Raw genomic sequence first — 18,133 nt, forward strand, 5'->3', positions numbered from 1 at the left:
TTCAGCATAGTCGGCTCGCCGGTACTGCGCTTTCGGCCCCGGACAAAGATCGGCGTGAAGGCCGGCCAAAATCATCTAGCCTTGGACTCAGGCGCGGACCGGCGAAGTGTTGGGTCGGTGCGTCGTTATTTCCCTGTTTGCTTGAGGCCATGCCATGGAAGAGCTATCCGCGCCGACGCCGGCGCATCGACCCACAGTGCTGCTGGTCGATGACGAGGAATCGATCCTCAACAGCCTGCGTCGTCTGTTACGCGGCCAACCCTACGATCTTCTGTTGGCCACCAGCGGCGCCCAGGCGCTGGAGATCCTCGCGCAGCAGCCGGTGAATCTGGTGGTGAGCGATGCGCGCATGCCGGGCATGGACGGTGCGTCGTTGCTGGCGCATGTCCGTGAGCGCTATCCGGCGACTGCGCGGATCATGCTCACTGGTTATGCCGACCCGGCGGCGATCATCAAAGCCATCAATGACGGGCAGATTCACCGTTACATCAGCAAACCGTGGAATGACGAAGAGTTGCAGCTGATTCTGCGCCAGTCCCTCGAACACCAGCACTCCGAGCAGGAGCGCGAGCGTCTGGAACGCTTGAACCAGGTGCAGAACGAGCAGCTCAAACTGCTCAACAGCACCCTGGAAAAGCATGTCGCGGCGCGCACCGCCGAACTGCAGCAAACCGCCGACATGCTCGATCTGGCGTACGAAGAGCTCAAACACAGCTATGTCACCGGCACCGAAGTGTTTTCGCTGCTGGCCAATCTGCGCTTACCACCTGCCAAACAGACCAACCGGCAGATCATCGAACTGGTGCGCAGCTACTGCAGACAGCACGGGCTGGACGAGGCCACCAGCCGCGACCTGACCATGGCGGCGGCGCTGTACAACGTCGGCAAGCTGAGCTGGACCGACGCGATGATGACCACGCCCTCGGATCTGCTGCGCCATACCGAACGCGAGCGCTATCGCGGTTATCCGAAGCAGAGCGAATCGTTGCTCATGACCCTGGACCCGATGAAGGATGCGGCGCGTCTGATCCTGCATCATCAGGAGCGCTGGGACGGCAGCGGCTTTCCCGACCGGCTCAAGGGCGAGGGCATTCCGTTCGGCTCACGCTTGCTGAAACTGGCGGTGGATTTCGTCGAGTTGCAGCGCGGGCTGATCCTCGAGCGGCAGATGAACAGCGATGAAGCGCTGTTGTACCTGCGCCAGTACGCCGGGCGTTTATACGATCCCGATCTGGTCGAAGACTTCATTCTGGTGTGCGCGGCGTTCCTCAGCGACGTGACGCTGGCCGATCCGTCGGTCAAGGTGCTCTCCACTCGGGATCTGGCGGCGGGGATGATTCTGGCGCGCAACCTCAATGCCGATAACGGCATGCTACTGCTCAACGCCGGCAAGGTGCTCAGTGCGCTGCTGGTGGAAAAACTGATTGCGTTCGAAGCCATGGAGGGTGGCAAGTACACGATTTTCGTCAAGGTGCCGGAGGAGGTTGAAGCCACGCTCAAGGCGCTGGGTGAATGATCGGTGAGGTGACGTCATTGGGCCGGGCATGGGATCCTTGCGGTTTTTCCAGGCCGGTGGCTGACCCATGACCTCTGCATCCGTTGTCTCTGCAAACCTCATTCGTATCGCCGCCGCGCTGGTGCTCGATCCCGCAGGCCAGACCCTGTTGGTGCGCAAGCGCGGCACCACGGCGTTCATGCAACCGGGCGGCAAGATCGAAGCGCACGAGTTGCCGGTGCACGCACTGGCGCGTGAGCTGGAAGAAGAGCTGGGTTTGCAGATCGACCCGGCGCAGGCTGCATTTCTCGGGCAGTTCTCGGCGCCTGCCGCCAACGAACCGGGGTTTGTCGTTCAGGCGCAGATCTTTCAACTGACGATCGATACTGAAGTCATGCCGGCAGCGGAAATCGAAGAGGTGATCTGGGTCGATCCTGCCACTGATCCAGTCGTCGAGCTGGCGCCATTGACACGCGACCTGATCCTGCCGTTTTATCGCCAGTCATTGACGGCCATCGCCTGATCATCCACGCAAAGGACTTTGCCATGATCCCGCTTCAAGACTTGCTGATCTTCGCCGCTGCAGCCTTGTTGATGGTGCTGACACCGGGGCCGAACATGATCTACCTGATCTCGCGTTCGATCTGTCAGGGACGCAAGGCCGGGATCATCTCGTTATTGGGCGTGGTCGCTGGTTTCTTTGTGCATATGTTTGCCGCGGCGGCCGGGTTGACCGCGGTGTTTCTCGCGGTGCCGATGGCCTATGAAGTGTTGAAATGGGCCGGTGCGCTGTACCTGCTGTGGCTGGCCTGGCAAGCGGTAAAACCTGGCGCGCGCTCGCCGTTCGAGGCGCAGCAATTGCCGCCGGACTCGTCGCGCAAGCTGATCACCATGGGCTTTCTCACCAGCGCACTGAACCCAAAAATTGCGGTGTTTTACCTCTCGGTGTTTCCGCAGTTCATCACGCCTGAGCACGGTTCCGTATTCATGCAAAGCATCCTCCTCGGCCTGACGCAGATCAGTGTCAGTTTCAGCGTCAACCTGCTGATCGCGTTGTTCGCGGCGGGCATAGCGTCGTGGTTCGTGCGTAACCCGACATGGCTGGCGTTGCAGCGTTACTTCATGGGCTTGGTCCTCGGCGGCCTCGCCGTACGGCTGATGCTTGAGCAACGCAGGACGGCCTGAACATGTGGATCGAACGGCTGGACGCCAGCCATGCGCTGGCCTACCGGGAACTGATGCTTGAAGCCTATGACCGTCATCCGCAGGCCTTCACCTCCAGCGTACGCGAGCGTGCGGTGATGCCGCTGAGTTGGTGGGAAGGGCGTCTGACCGGCAAGCTCGACGTGGTGCTTGGCGCGTTTGAGGCCGGCACGTTGGCCGGTATCGTTGGCCTGGCCTTCGAACCGCGTGAAAAGGCCCGCCATAAGGCCACGTTATTCGGCATGTACGTCTCGGCGGATTTTCGCCAGCACGGTATGGGCCATGAACTGGTGCAGGCGGCCATTGCCGAAGCGCAAAACCATCCGACGCTGAAACTGCTCCAGCTCACCGTCACCGCCGGCAATGACGCCGCGTTCAATCTCTACCAGCGCTGCGGCTTCATCCAGTTTGGCCTCGAACCGCTGGCGGTGCGGGTGGGCGAAGATTATTTCGACAAGATCCACATGTGGCGCGAGATCTGATATCACCCCGCCCTTGTGGGAGCGAGCTTGCTCGCGAATGCGGTAGAACATTCAACAACCAGATTGACTGAGCCGACGCCTTCGCGAGCAAGCTTGCTCCCACAGGGATCAGCGAACGGCGCTGACCCCGTCCAGGGTCGAGAACGACGTGTCCTTCGCTGTCAGCAGAAAATCCCGCATGTACGGTGCATCGAGCATGTCGGTGCGAATCGCCGCGTACAACGTTGCGAACAAGCCTTTTTCCCCCAAGCGTTTGCCCTTCACATAACCGCGCGAGCTGTATTCGTGCAGTGCCCAGTGCGGCATGCCGCAGACGCCACGGCCGCTGGCGACCAGTTGCATCATCATCACCGTCAGTTCTGAGGTGCGCACCTGCGCCGGCTCGATGTCGGCTGGTTCCAGGAAGCGCGTGAAGATGTCGAGACGGTCACGTTCCACCGGGTAGGTGATCAATGTTTCCGTCAGCAAATCTTCGGGAACGATGTACGGTTTGCTTGCCAGTGCATGCTGGTTGGCCACTGCCAGCATCGCTTCGTAGGTGAACAGCGGTACATAGGTAATGCCGGCGATTTCCAGTGGGTCGGAGGTCACCACCAGATCCAGGTCGCCACGGGCCAGGGCCGGCAGCGGTGCGAAAGAGAAACCCGAAGCGAGGTCGAGTTCAACCTCCGGCCAGGCATCGCGGAACTGGTCGATGGTTGGCATCAGCCACTGGAAACAGCTGTGGCATTCGATGGCCATGTGCAAACGACCGGCGGTGCCACCGGCCAGTCGAGCGATGTCACGCTCGGCGGCGCGCAGCAGTGGCAGTGTCGCGTCGGCCAGTTGCAACAGACGCAGACCGGCGCTGGTGAAACGTACCGGTTTGGTTTTGCGCACGAACAATTGCATGCCCATGCGCTCTTCCAGTTCCTTGAACTGGTGGGACAGCGCCGATTGGGTCAGGTGCAAACGGTCGGCAGCATCCACCAGACTGTCGGCTTCGCGCAGTGCGTGCAGGGTTTTCAGGTGACGTATTTCAAGCACCGATTGGCTCCATGAGTAAAACTTGTGATCAACACGAAAAGGTTGAGTTTGTCTCATGTTGGCTTGGCTGTCGACAATGGCGCCATCTTTTACTCAATGGAGCACATTCGACATGGCCGTGGCCCACACCCTTGGTTTCCCGCGCATTGGCGCCGACCGCGAACTGAAAAAAGCCCTCGAAGCCTTCTGGAAAGGCGATCTCGACCAGACTGCCTTGAACAAGGTCGGCCGTGATCTGCGCGCCACTCACTGGCAATTGCAAAAGGATGCGGGCATCGATTTGATGCCGGTCGGCGACTTCGCCTGGTATGACCAGGTGCTGACCCACTCGCTGACCTTCGGCGTGATCCCTGAGCGTTTCGCCAGCGTGCGCGACGAGCATGGTCAGCCGAGCCTCGACACCCTGTTCGCCATGGCTCGAGGCGCGACGACCAGCTGCTGCGGTGGCGAGCACGTCCAGACGCAATATGCGCAAGAGCTGACCAAATGGTTCGACACCAACTACCACTACCTGGTCCCGGAGTTCAGTGCTGACCAACAGTTCAAGCTGAGTTGGGAGCAGTTGTTCGACGAAGTCGAAGAAGCCAGGGCGCTGGGCCACAACGTCAAACCGGTGATCATCGGCCCGCTGACTTACCTGTGGCTGGGCAAGGCGAAAGGCGAAGATTTCGACAAACTCGATCTGCTTGAGCGCTTGCTGCCGGTCTACAACGAAATCCTTGTTCGTCTTGCCGGGCAAGGCGTGGAATGGGTGCAGATCGACGAGCCGATCCTCACTCTGGATCTGCCTCAGGCATGGAAAAATGCCTTTGAACGCGCCTATCACATCCTGCAGTACTCGCCGTTGAAAAAACTGGTAGCGACGTATTTCAGTGGCCTTGAAGACAACCTCGGCCTGGCTGTAGGTCTGCCGGTGCAGGGGCTGCATATCGACGCGGTGCGGGCGCCGGAGCAATTGGGGCAGGTGCTTGATCGTCTGCCTGCTTACAAGATTCTCTCGGTCGGTCTGGTCAATGGGCGCAACGTCTGGCGCTGCGAACTGGAGCAGGCGCTGGCGCAATTGCAACCGGCGCAAGAGCGGTTCGGCGACAACCTGTGGGTCAGCAGTTCCTGTTCGTTGCTGCACAGCCCGGTGGATGTCGAGCGTGAAGACAAACTCGATCCGGAACTGAAAAGCTGGCTGGCCTTTGCCGTGCAGAAGTGCGGCGAAATCGCCGTTCTGCGTGATGCGCTGAATGATCCGCAAGCGGCCACCGTACGCACCGCGCTGGAGGCCAGTCGCACCATTGCGCGCAACCGTGCGCAATCGCCACGCATTCATAAAGCCCAGGTGCAGGCCCGCATCAACGCAGTCAATGCCAGTGACAGTCAGCGTCATTCACCGTTTGCCACACGCATCGCCCAACAACAGGCGCGTCTGCAATTGCCGACGTTTCCGACCACAACCATTGGCTCGTTCCCGCAGACCGGTTCCATCCGTCTGGCGCGTCAGGCGTTCAGGCAGGGCAAGCTGTCGGCCAACGATTACCAGGACGCCATGCGCAGTGAAATCCGCCACGCCGTACAGGTGCAGGAACGTCTGGGGCTGGACGTGCTGGTGCATGGTGAAGCCGAGCGCAACGACATGGTCGAGTATTTCGCCGAACAGCTCGATGGTTACCTGTTCACCCGGTTCGGCTGGGTGCAAAGCTACGGTTCGCGCTGTGTCAAACCGGCAGTGATTTACGGTGACCTGAGCCGTCCGCAGGCGATGACGGTGGACTGGATCACCTACGCACAGAGCCTGACCGAGAAGGTCATGAAAGGCATGCTCACCGGCCCTGTGACCATGCTGATGTGGTCGTTCCCCCGCGAAGACGTCTCGCGCCAAGTCCAGGCGCAACAACTGGCGCTGGCCCTGCGTGACGAAGTGGTGGATCTGGAGCGCGCCGGAATCAAGATCGTGCAGATCGACGAAGCCGCGTTCCGCGAAGGCTTGCCGCTGCGCCGCGCGCAATGGCAGGAATACCTGGACTGGGCGGTCGAGGCGTTCCGCCTGACGGCATCCGGTGTCAAGGACGACACCCAGATCCACACCCACATGTGCTACAGCGAATTCAACGACGTGATCAAGGCGATTGCCGACATGGACGCCGACGTCATCACCATTGAAACCTCGCGTTCGGACATGGAGCTGCTCGATGCGTTCGAGGCGTTCGACTACCCGAACGACATCGGCCCCGGCGTCTATGACATCCACTCGCCACGGGTGCCGGACACTGCCGAGATGGTCAAGCTGATGAGCAAAGCGGTCAAACGGATTCCAGCCGGGCGACTGTGGGTCAACCCCGATTGCGGCTTGAAGACTCGGGCATGGCCGGAGACGGAGGCGGCATTGGTCAACATGGTGGCGGCGGCGCGGCAGTTGCGCAGTCAGTTGGCCTAACGCCTGCAAAAAAGCCAGCCTCACGAGTGAGGCTGGCTTTTTTAGTGGTTGATGAGGCAGGGTTTAGATCGCTTCGTTAGCCAGGATCGCCTCGAAGTGCACAAGCACCGCCGACTGCGTGCCAATATCGGCATAGGGCAGGGTGGCGTCGTCCGCGTGGGTCAGGAAGCGGTGGCCAGGCAGTTTCAAATGGGCTTTCTCGAAACCCCTGAACGTTCGGGTCGCGCTGCGGTAATGGAAGTGGGCATACCAAAGCAGCTCTGCCGGCGACAGCGTTACATCCCAGATCTCATACTCTTGCAGGTAATCAGTGCGGCCGTGGCGTTTGCCGAGGTTTTTCAGCGGACTGGTCTTACGGATCTCCACGGCCTTCTGCGTGATCAGGTCTTCGAGCATGCCATCGGTGGGTCTTTGGCTGGTCAGCGATTGGCGGGTACGCAGAGCCCGGCCGGTAAGGGTCAGTTCGCTGGCCTTGTTGCGCAACTGCGCAATGATCGGGTTTTGCGCTGCCAGCGTCTCGATGCGGGCGGCGCGCCGATTGAGCTCGGTCGCTTCGCTGTCCATCATGTGCTGAAGGTCGACCGGCAGCATGTCCTGCTCGGCGTAGGACTCGACCCTGATCTGGTAATCCGTCTGGGCATCCAGGCGCCGTTGCGCATCGACCATTAACGCGGCCAGGCTGATTGATGCGGGGGCCGGTGGCTCTGTGTTTCGCGGGTTCAACAGTCGGTAGCTGCCATCGCTGCCTTGCTCCCAGACTTCCTCGTAGCCGCCGCGCGTGGTCGAAACGTATTGATGTTTGTGCGTTGTCGGTTCCCAGCGTTCGGCACCGTGCAGCAGTTGGTTGTCGGCGGTGGTGAACACGCTTGGTACCGCCTGCCCTACCGGCACGGGCGCGGGCTCTTCGATGATGCCTTTGCGGGCCCGTTCCGCGAGCCATTCGATCCCGCTCAGCAACGCCGGCACTTCCTCCAGGTGAAAGTGTTGCGGATACGTGGAGGTCCAGATCTTCATCTCGCGAAGGAAGCGGGTGTACAGCTCAACGCAGTTCTGCAGAATCTGACTGCGCTGAACCCGGCTCGCGTTGCTGTTGCGCAGGTTGTATTGCGTGTACAGGGCCCGATCGACATTGGCACGAAGCTCGTGAGCCTGCTCCATCAGGTAAAACCAGGAAACATCGTCGGTTCGGCCATGTCGCTTGATGATTTCCAGGCGTTGCCCGGTTTTCAGATACAGCAGGTTGGCATAACTGTGCTTGGTGTTGATGTCTTCGATCAGTGCTGTTCTGGTTTCTTTGTGCGCTTTGACGCGGATGCGTTCATACCAGTAATTGGCATCGGCCTTGAGCTGTTCCATTTGATTGAGCTGACGCAGGTAATCGACACGCAATGAGCGAATGCCTTCGAGCATTTCCAACTGCTGGACGAGCGTATCGCTCGGCAGGTTGTCGAGCGCCTGCATCAGCTCGTCAATCCGGTTGATCACATCGACGCTGCTTTGGGAGAGGTGGTAGGCGCGGCGCCAGTAGCGATCGGTCAGCAACGAAGCGCACTTGCTTTGTATTTCGAGCAGGGTTCGTTTTTTGTTGCCCTTGGTCAGGGGCATCAACTCCGCCAGTTTTTCGTATTGTCGGGTAGCCAACTGGATATCGCCGGCACAGGCGGCTTCGGACGCCGGCAACCTGGCCCGCCTGTCCTGCGGCGAGGCACTGCCATAGCGGTTGATAGCGGCATCGCTCGCCACGCCCCTGGCCTGGAGCTGATCGGCCAGGTTGTCGGCTTCGCGGGTCAAGCGCAGCTGACGAGCCGTGTCACTGGCCACCAACCAGCGAGGCAATCGCTGCCGGATCGCCTGCGGCCAGAATGAATCAGCGGTATCGACCAGATACCCGGCGACATTTCCGCCACCAGGCAACCCGCCGACAGCGGTGCCGTAGACGCCGAACCAGGTATCCCACTGCCCGTTTTCATCCAGAGCAATGGGTTGTTTATAGGTCTTGGTACTTGTGCCGCGTAAACGCCATTCGTCGGCTTTGTGGTTGCGGTGAACTTCGAAGATCCGCCCGTGACTCAGGATGAAGTCGCCGTCGGCATGCCGGTAGATGCCGCGATAGGGCCCATCGGCGGCGGGTTCCTGCCCGGACAGCGAAATCGGCTTTTCGTATTCGTAGCCGGAGAAGCGCGCCGCCAGATTCTGCGCCTGACGTCGGTTGGGCACATGCAGTGCGCCGGCACTTCGTGCCAGCGTGCGCAGTTGGCGGGCACGGGTCAGCGAGCGGGCCGTTCGGGACACCGCCGAGACCGCTGCTTCGCCCGGCAGCAGGTCCATGGCCGCGTCGATCAGTGACAACAGTACGGACTCAACCTCCGCCAGGCCATCTCCTACATCGCCGCGCAAAAAAGCCGCCACGGCCTGATTGGCGCTGCTCCAGGCATCGTAAAGGGCAAACGCGGTGCCGATGAGGGGCAGTAATCCCAGCGCCATTTTCAAGTAGTTGAAGGCCCTGGGTCCCTTGAGCGCGTAGCGCTCCATGTATAGCGCATCGTTGGAGCGCGACGTGCCCCGATGCGCCTCGATCAGCCGTCCCATGTGGACGTTGAGCAGGTGCTGGGTCAATGACGTGGTTGAAGGCCACGGTATGCCGACACCAATCATGGCGTTATTTTTCTTCTCGATCGCCTGACCGAGGCGCAGTGCATGGGCGCGCACATCACCCTGCAGGGCCCGGCCGGACAGATAGCTGATCCATGAGTCTTGCTCGTACAGTCTGAACAGTCCGATGCGGGCATCTTCCAGACTGTCGTAACGACGCAAGACCTGGTCGTCGGGACCGTCCGGCAAATACAGCAAGGTTGTCCCGCTGATCTGCTCCTGGATAAAGGTTACACCGGACAACGTCACGGGACCTTGATTGGGCGTGTCGTTGCCACCGGCTCTGAGGAAGGCCGGCAACAACACAATGCGCCTGGTGCCGTTGTTCCAGGCCTGTGTGGTGTCGGCGGTAATGGCGATGTTGAATATTTGCCACTCGTGGTCGTTGATCCGCTGTTGCAGGCGTGCGCATTCGCCCTGCATCTTGAGCATCAGTTGCCATGGTTCGAGCAGGCATTCGCGGCGATGTTCGCGTACGAATGTGGCTTCGCCGGGCCCGCCCATGAAGGCGTCACGGATCGTTTGCTCGTAGGCTTTGGGCAAGTCCATATCCGGCAGGATCGTGCGCAGGTATTCATGGGTAATGCCGCTTTTCAAGGCTTCTCGTGTGTGGTCATTGGCAGCGTTGACCTCGACCTTCATGAACAGCAGGCGCAAGGACTCCGATCCCAGGCGCATGGAGGGGGTGTTGTCGATGTTCGATTGCGCCAGCTCTTCAAGGGGGATCTTGCTGCGAGTTGCGCTGGGGACCGCCACCAGTTTTTGCGGGGTGGTCATGGTGGAGCCATCGCTCAGTTGCTTTTGCAGCCTGGCTGAGTCCGGCAGATCGATCAGCACCGAGAAGGTCCCCTCAACCGAGAAGTCCTCACGCAGGCGTTGGTACAGATGCTGACGGGTGAAGTCATCACGCGGCGGCACGGCCAGCGTCAGCAACGAGTGGCTGCGGTGCATGGCAGCGATATAGGCCTGTATCTGTGCCTTCAGGTGGCTGCGCTCGTCAGTGGACATCTTGCGTTGCCAGGCCGGCAGAAGGGTAGCCAGCGTGCCGCTGCGGTGCTGCTCCAGCAGGTGGGCAAAAGCCAGGTTTCGTGCGGCGTGTAATGGCACCTGCAGCAGGCCCCTGAAGCGTGTACGCAAGGCCTGTAGTTGGCTGCTGCGCTCGGAGGACGCTGTCGACTCGGGATAGCGCACACGGATTTCGCCGGCCTGCACTTCGAACTCACTGGTCAGTTGATCCAACGCGTAGTGCAGTGGGTCACCACTGATTTTTTTCAAGCGCAGAGTCAGCGATGTGGCCGACTCGGTAATCGCGAACATCTGGCTTTCCAGCGCCCGACGATTGGCAAAGTGCTGCAGTCCTCCACCTGTGCCGGGCCAGTAAAGCAACAGGCTGTGGGGCGACGTCGGATCGAGCAACGTAGCGGCGCGGGTCAGGACAAACGGGCCGTTGAGGGTCTCGTTCATGCTGCCGTCAGCCGCTTCGGCCATTGAAAGTTCCAGGCTGGCCGCCACACAGTCGCTGCGCAGGGCGGTGGCAGGGTCGAGCAGAACCTTGAGCAGTTGGTGGTCTTCGCTGCTGATCTGTTCAAGCTCTCGTTGCAAGTCGGCTTCGGCTTGCAGGCCGGTCTTGTGCGCCTGATGCAAAGCGGTGAACTGACGATTAAACGTCAGCAGGTCAAGGGGCCGTGTGCGCCCCAACAGGGCTATTGCGGCGTTGTCTGCTGCTTGCTCGGCGGTTTCCAGCGTCAGTTGCAACGCCTCGATCGATTGCAGGGCGGCGCTGTCGCCCGATGCACCCAGTCGCGCTTCCAGGGCATCACGCTGGCGATTGAGAGCGGCCTGACGCAGGGCCAAGGGAATGTCGGCATAAAGACTGCCGAACAGCGACTGTTCAGCGTCCTCGACCATGACGGCGTCAGTAACGGCGGGAGAACCGAACACGGCAGCGGTTTGGCGCTGGCGATCTGCGCGGTCGGCGAAATCAAGGGCGTTGCTGGCGTGTTCGGCGAATCCGGACTTGCCCGCGCTACCGTTACGCAGGGCATCGACTCGGGCCTGGCGAAAGTGCGTCAGCAGGTCGCTCATGCCGGTGGACAGTGGCAAGTCTCTACGGGCGTATTCAAAGCTCAGACCGGTTTGCGGCAAACCGCTGGGAATCAGCGACTGAGCGGACATCCACGCCTCAAGGTCGCTGCGTTGGGTAAAACCTTTGAATGCTTCGGGGCGCAGCGGCAGGTACAGCCAGTGCAATGGCGGCTGGTCACCAAAGCTGATGACCCAGGCCGCAGGGAATTTCACTTTGCTGCCGTTGCTCAGCACCAGCGAAACCTGTTCACAGGTGACCGTCGCCTCATGGCTGGTCGCATCCATCAACGCGAACAGCGAAATGCGCTGTTCAGCCGTCACACGACGCTGGGCAACGGCGCTCAGGACGGTCGCCTCGAAATGCTGGCGATACAGTTGGTTGGCGCGTTCGCGCCGCGATACCGGAGTACCGGTTGCCCGCGCCTGCCAATATTGATTCCAGTCCTCGTCCAGCGCCTTGACCAGGTCCAGACCCTTGAGCCGTTCAAGCAATTGCAGTGGCGTGAGGGCAAACAGTCGATGGCTGGCGGGCAGGCCTGTCACACGGCATTGCTGGTCAAGCGTGTCCGCCGGTAACGGCTGCTGAAAAACGAAGGCACAGGCCTGCACAATCGCCATGAAATGTTCGGGACGTTGCGGGGGCGCCGCAAAGTGGAAACCGATATCAGGCTCGCCCAGATCCAGCTTCTGCTCGAGCAACCGAGTGAGGGCCTCTCGAGTGGTCGGCACCCCGGCGACCAGTTCACGCAGTGCCTGGCTACTGTCGCGCCATCGGTTCGCGGCACTCAGCGCCAGCGCGCTGTCAGGATTGCCGGGCAGATGAGCCCAGGGCGATGAGGCCGTCGGGCCGGGATCTAAGAGTTCGGACAAAAAACGGTCGGGCATGGCAACGATGGCTCGAGTTGTGAAGCGGCGGATCCGCTTCTTGGTGCCACCATTGAACTGAAAACCCGGCAACCCATGGCGGTACATAGTTATCGCCGCACGACCGCTCGGCACTCTTCATCAAACTGTCATCGAACTGTGGCAGCGCACTTGTACAAACTTCATCAGACTCGCGCTCTACTGGGGTTCTGCGTTTCGGTGTTTTTCATGGCTAAGGGTTTTTTATCGGTCGCGGCTTTGTTGGCCGCGATTTTTTTCGGATCGTCGGCATGGGCGGCGGCGCGCTGCGATGTGAATGTGCCGACCGAGCATGCCGACCTGCCACAGGTGAGCCTGGCTTACCAGAGCATCGGTCGTGCGTCGGATCCTGCGTTGTTACTGGTCATGGGCCTGGGTGGGCAGTTGATCCACTGGCCGGACGAAGTGGTGGTCGCGCTATGTCAGCAAGGCTTTCGGGTGATTCGCTATGACAACCGCGATGTCGGCCTGTCAACCTGGCGTCAGGCGCCGGTGGAAGCCAATCTGACGTTCGAAGTGCTGCGCTACAAGCTCGGTCTGCCGGTGGCGGCACCGTACAGCCTGACGGACATGGCCGACGACGCACTGGGTTTGATGGACGCGTTGCACATCGAGCAGTTCCACGTCCTGGGCGCGAGCATGGGCGGGATGATCGCCCAGCACATGGCGGCCATGGCGCCGCAGCGGGTCGAGAGCCTGACGTTGATCATGACCACCTCTGGCGCCGAAGGTTTGCCGGCACCGAGTGCGGCGCTGGTGCAGCTTTTATCGCGACGCGGCGCACCGAATCGTCAGGTGGCGCTGGAGCAACAGGCTGATCTGCTGGCGGCACTGGGCAGCCCGGCGGTTACCGATGATCGCCAGGCCTTGCTGCATCAGGCGGCGCTGTCGTATGACCGAGCGTTCAACCCGGAAGGTGTGAAGCGCCAGATCATGGCGATCCTCGCCGAGCCAAGTCGGGTGGCGTTGCTCAACCAATTGCGCGTGCCGACGCTGGTGGTGCATGGCACGGCAGATCCATTGTTGCCGGTGATGCACGGTGTGCATCTGGCGGCGCATATTCGCGGCAGCCAGTTGAAGTTGATTCCTGGCCTGGCGCATCGTTTTCAGGAAGCGTTCAAAGAGCCGTTACTGGCGGCGGTGTTGCCGTATTTGCAGGCGCATCGTGAAGACACTTCGCACTGGGCGCAGATTGAGCCGGCGGTGGGCGGGAACCTGCTGTAACCGAGGTCTTTGTGTTGTCTGAGCGGGCCTCTTCGCGAGCAGGCTCGCCCCCACAGGAGAACGCATTCCAAGGGTGGTAGCGAGCCTGCTCGCGAAGGGGCCGTTATGGTCACCAAAAAATCTGGAGCAGGTGTATCGTGCAAACTTTCCCGCACGATTTCCCCTGCGAGGTATTTGATGAGTTCCGCTCTGAAAATCGACTTTGTCAGCGACGTGTCCTGCCCTTGGTGCGTCGTCGGTTTGTATGGCTTGCTCGAAGCGTTGGAGATCCTGCGCAACGAAGTGCAGGCCGAGATCCGTTTCCAGCCGTTTGAGCTGAATCCGAAGATGGGCGCCGAAGGGCAAAACATCACCGAGCATATTCAAGAGAAATACGGCTCGACGCCGGAGCAGTCGCAGAAGAATCGCGAAGCCATTCGTGCCCGTGGTGCTGAATTGGGTTTTGCCTTTCGCACCGATGGCAACAGCCGCATCTACAACACCTTTGATGCACACCGCTTGCTGCATTGGGCGGGGCTTGAAGGTGTGCAGCTACCGTTGAAAGAGGCGCTGTTCAAGGCGTATTTCAGTGATGGCGGCAATCCGTCGGATCACCGGCAACTGGTGCAGATTGCGGAAAACGTCGGCCTGGATCGCCAGCGGGCCGAGGCCGTTCTGGCGTCCGACGAGTTTGCCGATGAGGTGCGCGAAGAAGAGCAGCAGTGGCTACAGCGTGGGGTGAGTTCGGTGCCGACGGTAGTGTTCAACGGGCAGTATGCGGTGACGGGTGGGCAACCGGTGGAAACGTTTGTCGGGGCGATTCGGCAGATTATGGCGGAGTCCAAGGGCGGTACCGTCAACTGAAGAGCAAAAGCCCCTCACCCTAGCCCTCTCCCAGAGGGAGAGGGGACTGATTGGGGGGTTGTTGGAGTGATACGCCGACCTGAGCGTGTTGTACCGAATCCATAATCGACTCGGTTTTTCAGGTCGATGTCAGACGCGAGACACTGCGGTCGGCCCCCTCTCCCTCCGGGAGAGGGCTGGGGTGAGGGTGGCTTTTGCACTTAGCTGTGGATGCGCACCCAAACAGTCACCAAAACAGTGGCAGCCATCAACCAGGCCACCGCCGCGACGGCGAGCGAAGCCTCCAGCCGCAACCGATCCACCATCACATACAACGTCGCCAGATACACAAAGTACGGAATGATCGACCACATGCCGAACACGATCGTGGTCTTCAAATCCTCAATCGAACGCCCCTTGCCGACGATGTAATGCGCAATCAGCGCAAACGTCGGAAACAGCGGCACCAGCCCGGCGATGTAATAGTTTCTGGTTTTCGACAGCGCCGCGATGATCAGTACTACCGCGGCGCCCAACAGGGCTTTGAAAAACAGATCCATCAGTGGCTCAACCCGTACTTTTTCACTTTGTCGAACAGCGTGGTCTTGGCCATGCCCAGCTCAAGACTCGCCTGAGTCAGGTTGCCACCGCTGCGTTGCAGGGCGTCGCTGAGCAGGTTGCGTTCGAACGCTTCCACCGCTTCGGCAAACGCCAGGCCTTGGCCAGCGCTGCCGGCGCCGGACTTTTTGAACGCCGGCAGACCGAGGGCAAACCGTTCGGCAACGTTGCGCAGTTCACGCACGTTGCCCGGCCAGTCGTGGCTCATCAGGTTCGACAGGGTCTGGTTGTCCAGTTCCGGCAGTGCGCGGTCGAAGCGCAGGGCTGACTGTTGGGTGAAGTGTTCGAACAGTTGCAGGATGTCTTCACGGCGCTCGCGCAGTGGCGGCAATTCCAGGGTCACCACGTTGAGGCGGTAGTACAAGTCGCTGCGAAATTCGCCGGCCTTGCTCGCTTCGTCGAGGTCGGACTTGGTCGCCGCGATCACTCGGCAATCCACCGCCACGCTCTGGTTCGAGCCGAGGCGTTCGAGGGTACGTTCCTGCAACACACGCAGCAGTTTGATCTGCAACGGCAGCGGCATGCTTTCCACTTCATCGAGGAACAATGTGCCGCCATCAGCGTGTTCGATCTTGCCGATCCGGCGTTTACCGGCGCCGGTGAAGGCGTTGGCCTCATGGCCGAAGATCTCGCTTTCGAAGAGGTTTTCCGGCAGGCCGCCGCAGTTCAGCGCAACAAATTGTTTGCTGTGGCGGCGACTGAAGTCGTGCAGGCAACGGGCGACCAGTTCCTTACCGGTGCCGGTCTCGCCTTCGATCAACACGTTGGCCGAGGTATCGGCGACGTTGGCGATCAGTTCACGCAGGTTCTGCATCGCCGACGAGCGACCGATGATCCGTCCTTCGAGGGAATCTCGTTCGGCCAGTTGGCGGCGCAGCGACGACACTTCGCGGGCGAGGCTGCGTTGCTCCAGCGCCCGACGCGCGACGTCGACCAGACGTTCCGGCGAGAACGGTTTTTCCATGAAGTCATAAGCGCCTTTCTGCATCGCGCCCACGGCCATGGAAATGTCGCCGTGGCCGGTGATCAACACCACCGGCAGGCTGCGATCGCGCTGCTTGAGGCGGGTCAGCAGTTCCAGGCCATCGATGCCCGGCAAGCGAATGTCGCTGATGACGATGCCGGCAAAATTGTCGCCGACACGCTCCAGCGCTTCCTCGGCACTGCCGACGCCGACGCAGGGAATGTCTTCCAGGGTCAGCGCCTGTTGGCAGCCGAGCAGCACATGGGGGTCGTCTTCGACGATCAGCACACTAAGGTCGTGGTTCATATTGGCTCGGCAGGAGTAGGGCTTACCAACGGTAAACTGAGGACGAAGGTGGTGCCACCGCTGGCCGGGTGTTCGACACCCAGATGCCCGCCGGTGGCGGCCGCGAGGCTGGCGGAAAGGGTCAGGCCCAGGCCCAGGCCTTGTTCGCCGGGCTTGGTGGTGAAGAACGGCTCGAACAGATGCTTGCGCGCTTCGGCGTCGATGCCGTGGCCGTTGTCGCGTACGCGCAGGCGATACTTGGCGTTGAACTCTTCGCCCTCCAGCCACAGTTCGGGCTGTGGTTGCGCCTGCATGGCGTCGAGGGCGTTGCCGATCAGGTTGACCAGAATCTGTTCGAGGCGGGTCTGGTCGATCTGCACCTGTACGTCGACGAACTGACGATGCACGTCCAGCCCCGAGGTTTCCACCCGCGCGCCGAGCACTTGCAACGCGGCATCGACCGCTTTGCCAAGACTGGCCTGGCCCTGATCGTCCCCACGGCGGGCGAACGAGCGCAGGCTGGCGGTGATCCGGCCCATGCGGTCGATCAGGTCATTGATAGTCTTCAGGTTGGTGCTGGCGACGTCGAGCTGACCGCGTTCGAGGAAGCGTATGGTGTTGCCCGACAGCGTGCGCATCGCGGCCAGCGGCTGGTTCAATTCATGGGCAATGCTGGTCGACATCTGCCCGATGGCTGCGAGTTTTCCGGCCTGGACCAGTTCATCCTGGGCACGACGCAAGGTCTCTTCGGCCTGACGGCGCTCGCGTATCTGACTTTTCAACCGATCATTACTGGCGCGCAGATCAGTGGTGCGTTCGGTAATCCGACGCTCCAGTTGATTGTTGGCTTCCTGCAAGGCTTCGCGGGCGGCGAGGCGAGTGGCGATGACCTTGCGCCGCTCGTTCCAGGCGATCAGCAGGAAGGCCACCAACGCGAATGCGACGGCGACGAGAATTCCCTGGTTGATCGCTTCGCGGCGCAGGTCCTGCAATGGTGTGAGCAGAGTGAAATTCCACGGTGTGTCGCTCAGCGGTCGGGTCTGCGCCAGATAGCTGATGTCATCCTCGCCGGACTGCACTTCGCTGTTGGCCGGGAAGGTGAGTTTCTCCACGCCTTCGGACAAGGTTTCGCGAGCCAACGGTTGCAGTTCGTTGAGCGGGAACCAGTAGTACTGCAGGCTGCGGGCGAGTTTTTCCTTGGTGGCTTCACTCAAGGGAATCACTGCTTTCAGGCGCCGGGCCGGATCGCTGGAGAGAATGATGATGCCGTTTTCATCGCTGACGAAGGCTTCCAGACGCGCCCGTTGCCAGCGTTCTTCCATGGCTTCCAGGCGCACTTTGACCACGGCGACGCCAATGATCTTGCCATGCTCTTCGAGCCCATGAGCGAGGTAGTAACCGGGTTCGCCGTTGGTGCTGCCGATGCCGTAGAAACGCCCGGGTTCGCCGCGTACGGCTTTCTGGAAATAGGCGCGGAAGGACAGGTCTTCACCGAGGTAACTGTCGACATCGCGCCAGTTGCTGGTGGCCATGACGCGGCCGGTGGTGTCCATGACGTAGATGGCCCGACTGCGACTGCGCCGGTTCAGGCCTTCGAGGTAAGCGTTGACCGTTTCCCGGTATTCCGGAGTCGGGTCGGCCAGCAACTGCGACACACTCGTTTCGAGTTCCAGCAGGCTAGGCAGGTAGGTGTATTTGCTGATCTCGCTTTCGACCGCGCGGGCATGCAGTTCCAGCTGACGCTGGCCGTTTTCGCCGAGGCTGCGAATGCCGAAATGCTCACTGGTCCAGAAGCCGATAAAACCCAAGCCGATCATCAGGATGATGACCAGCGGCGGCAGGAACAAATGACGAATCAGACGAGGCTTCACGGCAAGTGATGGCGGCGCGGCGCGATAGAGATTGGGGTCGCATTTCATCACAGTTGCCTTGGGTCAACCACCACACTT

General features: G+C 60.7%; 12 protein-coding genes. 7 read left to right on the plus strand and 5 right to left on the minus strand.

Annotated elements, in window-relative coordinates:
* Positions 1–154 precede the first annotated feature (154 nt).
* The 4 genes from HUW52_RS07560 to HUW52_RS07575 all read left to right on the plus strand — a co-directional run bounded on the left by HUW52_RS07560 (position 155) and on the right by HUW52_RS07575 (position 3,180).
* Positions 155–1,516, plus strand: coding sequence for an HD domain-containing phosphohydrolase (locus HUW52_RS07560; RefSeq protein WP_175553306.1), 1,362 nt, complete (start codon positions 155–157; stop codon positions 1,514–1,516).
* A gap of 67 nt (positions 1,517–1,583) precedes the next feature.
* Positions 1,584–2,018, plus strand: a complete 435-nt coding sequence (locus HUW52_RS07565; protein ID WP_016984732.1) for an NUDIX domain-containing protein — start codon at positions 1,584–1,586, stop codon at positions 2,016–2,018.
* A 23-nt stretch (positions 2,019–2,041) separates the two neighbouring features.
* Positions 2,042–2,680, plus strand: a complete 639-nt coding sequence (locus HUW52_RS07570; protein ID WP_175553307.1) for a LysE family translocator — start codon at positions 2,042–2,044, stop codon at positions 2,678–2,680.
* A gap of 2 nt (positions 2,681–2,682) precedes the next feature.
* Positions 2,683–3,180, plus strand: a complete 498-nt coding sequence (locus tag HUW52_RS07575; RefSeq protein WP_175553308.1) for a GNAT family N-acetyltransferase — start codon at positions 2,683–2,685, stop codon at positions 3,178–3,180.
* 108 nt (positions 3,181–3,288) lie between these two features.
* On the opposite strand, the gene metR is transcribed toward HUW52_RS07575, so the two are convergent.
* The gene (gene metR / locus HUW52_RS07580) at positions 3,289–4,206 is read right to left on the minus strand and encodes a transcriptional regulator MetR (RefSeq protein WP_016984735.1); all 918 of its coding nucleotides are present in this window, start codon (positions 4,204–4,206) and stop codon (positions 3,289–3,291) included.
* 112 nt (positions 4,207–4,318) lie between these two features.
* Here metR and metE point away from each other — a divergent pair, with 112 nt between their 5' ends.
* Positions 4,319–6,631: a 5-methyltetrahydropteroyltriglutamate--homocysteine S-methyltransferase gene (metE, locus tag HUW52_RS07585; protein ID WP_175553309.1), complete on the plus strand. Its 2,313-nt coding sequence runs from the start codon at positions 4,319–4,321 to the stop codon at positions 6,629–6,631.
* Between the two features lie 63 nt (positions 6,632–6,694).
* On the opposite strand, the gene HUW52_RS07590 is transcribed toward metE, so the two are convergent.
* On the minus strand, positions 6,695–12,253 hold the full coding sequence (locus HUW52_RS07590; protein WP_256667962.1) for a hypothetical protein: 5,559 nt from the start codon (positions 12,251–12,253) through the stop codon (positions 6,695–6,697).
* 207 nt (positions 12,254–12,460) lie between these two features.
* Here HUW52_RS07590 and HUW52_RS07595 point away from each other — a divergent pair, with 207 nt between their 5' ends.
* Entirely contained in the window at positions 12,461–13,495 is a 1,035-nt protein-coding gene (locus tag HUW52_RS07595) for an alpha/beta fold hydrolase (RefSeq protein ID WP_175553311.1), read from the plus strand.
* Positions 13,496–13,672: 177 nt separating this feature from the next.
* Positions 13,673–14,338 (plus strand): DsbA family oxidoreductase, encoded by a 666-nt coding sequence (locus HUW52_RS07600; RefSeq protein ID WP_016986626.1) that lies wholly within the window; start codon positions 13,673–13,675, stop codon positions 14,336–14,338.
* Between the two features lie 200 nt (positions 14,339–14,538).
* Here the strand turns inward: HUW52_RS07600 and HUW52_RS07605 are convergent, their stop codons facing one another.
* From HUW52_RS07605 to HUW52_RS07615, 3 genes are read right to left on the minus strand one after another with little or no spacing between them, the layout of a single operon-like run.
* Positions 14,539–14,877, minus strand: a complete 339-nt coding sequence (locus tag HUW52_RS07605) for a GlpM family protein (RefSeq protein ID WP_016986627.1) — start codon at positions 14,875–14,877, stop codon at positions 14,539–14,541.
* Positions 14,877–16,205, minus strand: a complete 1,329-nt coding sequence (locus HUW52_RS07610) for a sigma-54 dependent transcriptional regulator (RefSeq protein WP_175553312.1) — start codon at positions 16,203–16,205, stop codon at positions 14,877–14,879. Before HUW52_RS07610 ends, HUW52_RS07605 begins: the two co-directional genes overlap by 1 nt.
* Positions 16,202–18,103, minus strand: a complete 1,902-nt coding sequence (locus HUW52_RS07615) for a sensor histidine kinase (RefSeq protein WP_016986629.1) — start codon at positions 18,101–18,103, stop codon at positions 16,202–16,204. The genes HUW52_RS07610 and HUW52_RS07615 overlap by 4 nt, the downstream gene beginning before the upstream one ends.
* Positions 18,104–18,133: the final 30 nt, after the last annotated feature.

Source organism: Pseudomonas sp. 43A (assembly GCF_013363935.1).
GTDB lineage: Bacteria > Pseudomonadota > Gammaproteobacteria > Pseudomonadales > Pseudomonadaceae > Aquipseudomonas > Aquipseudomonas crudilactis.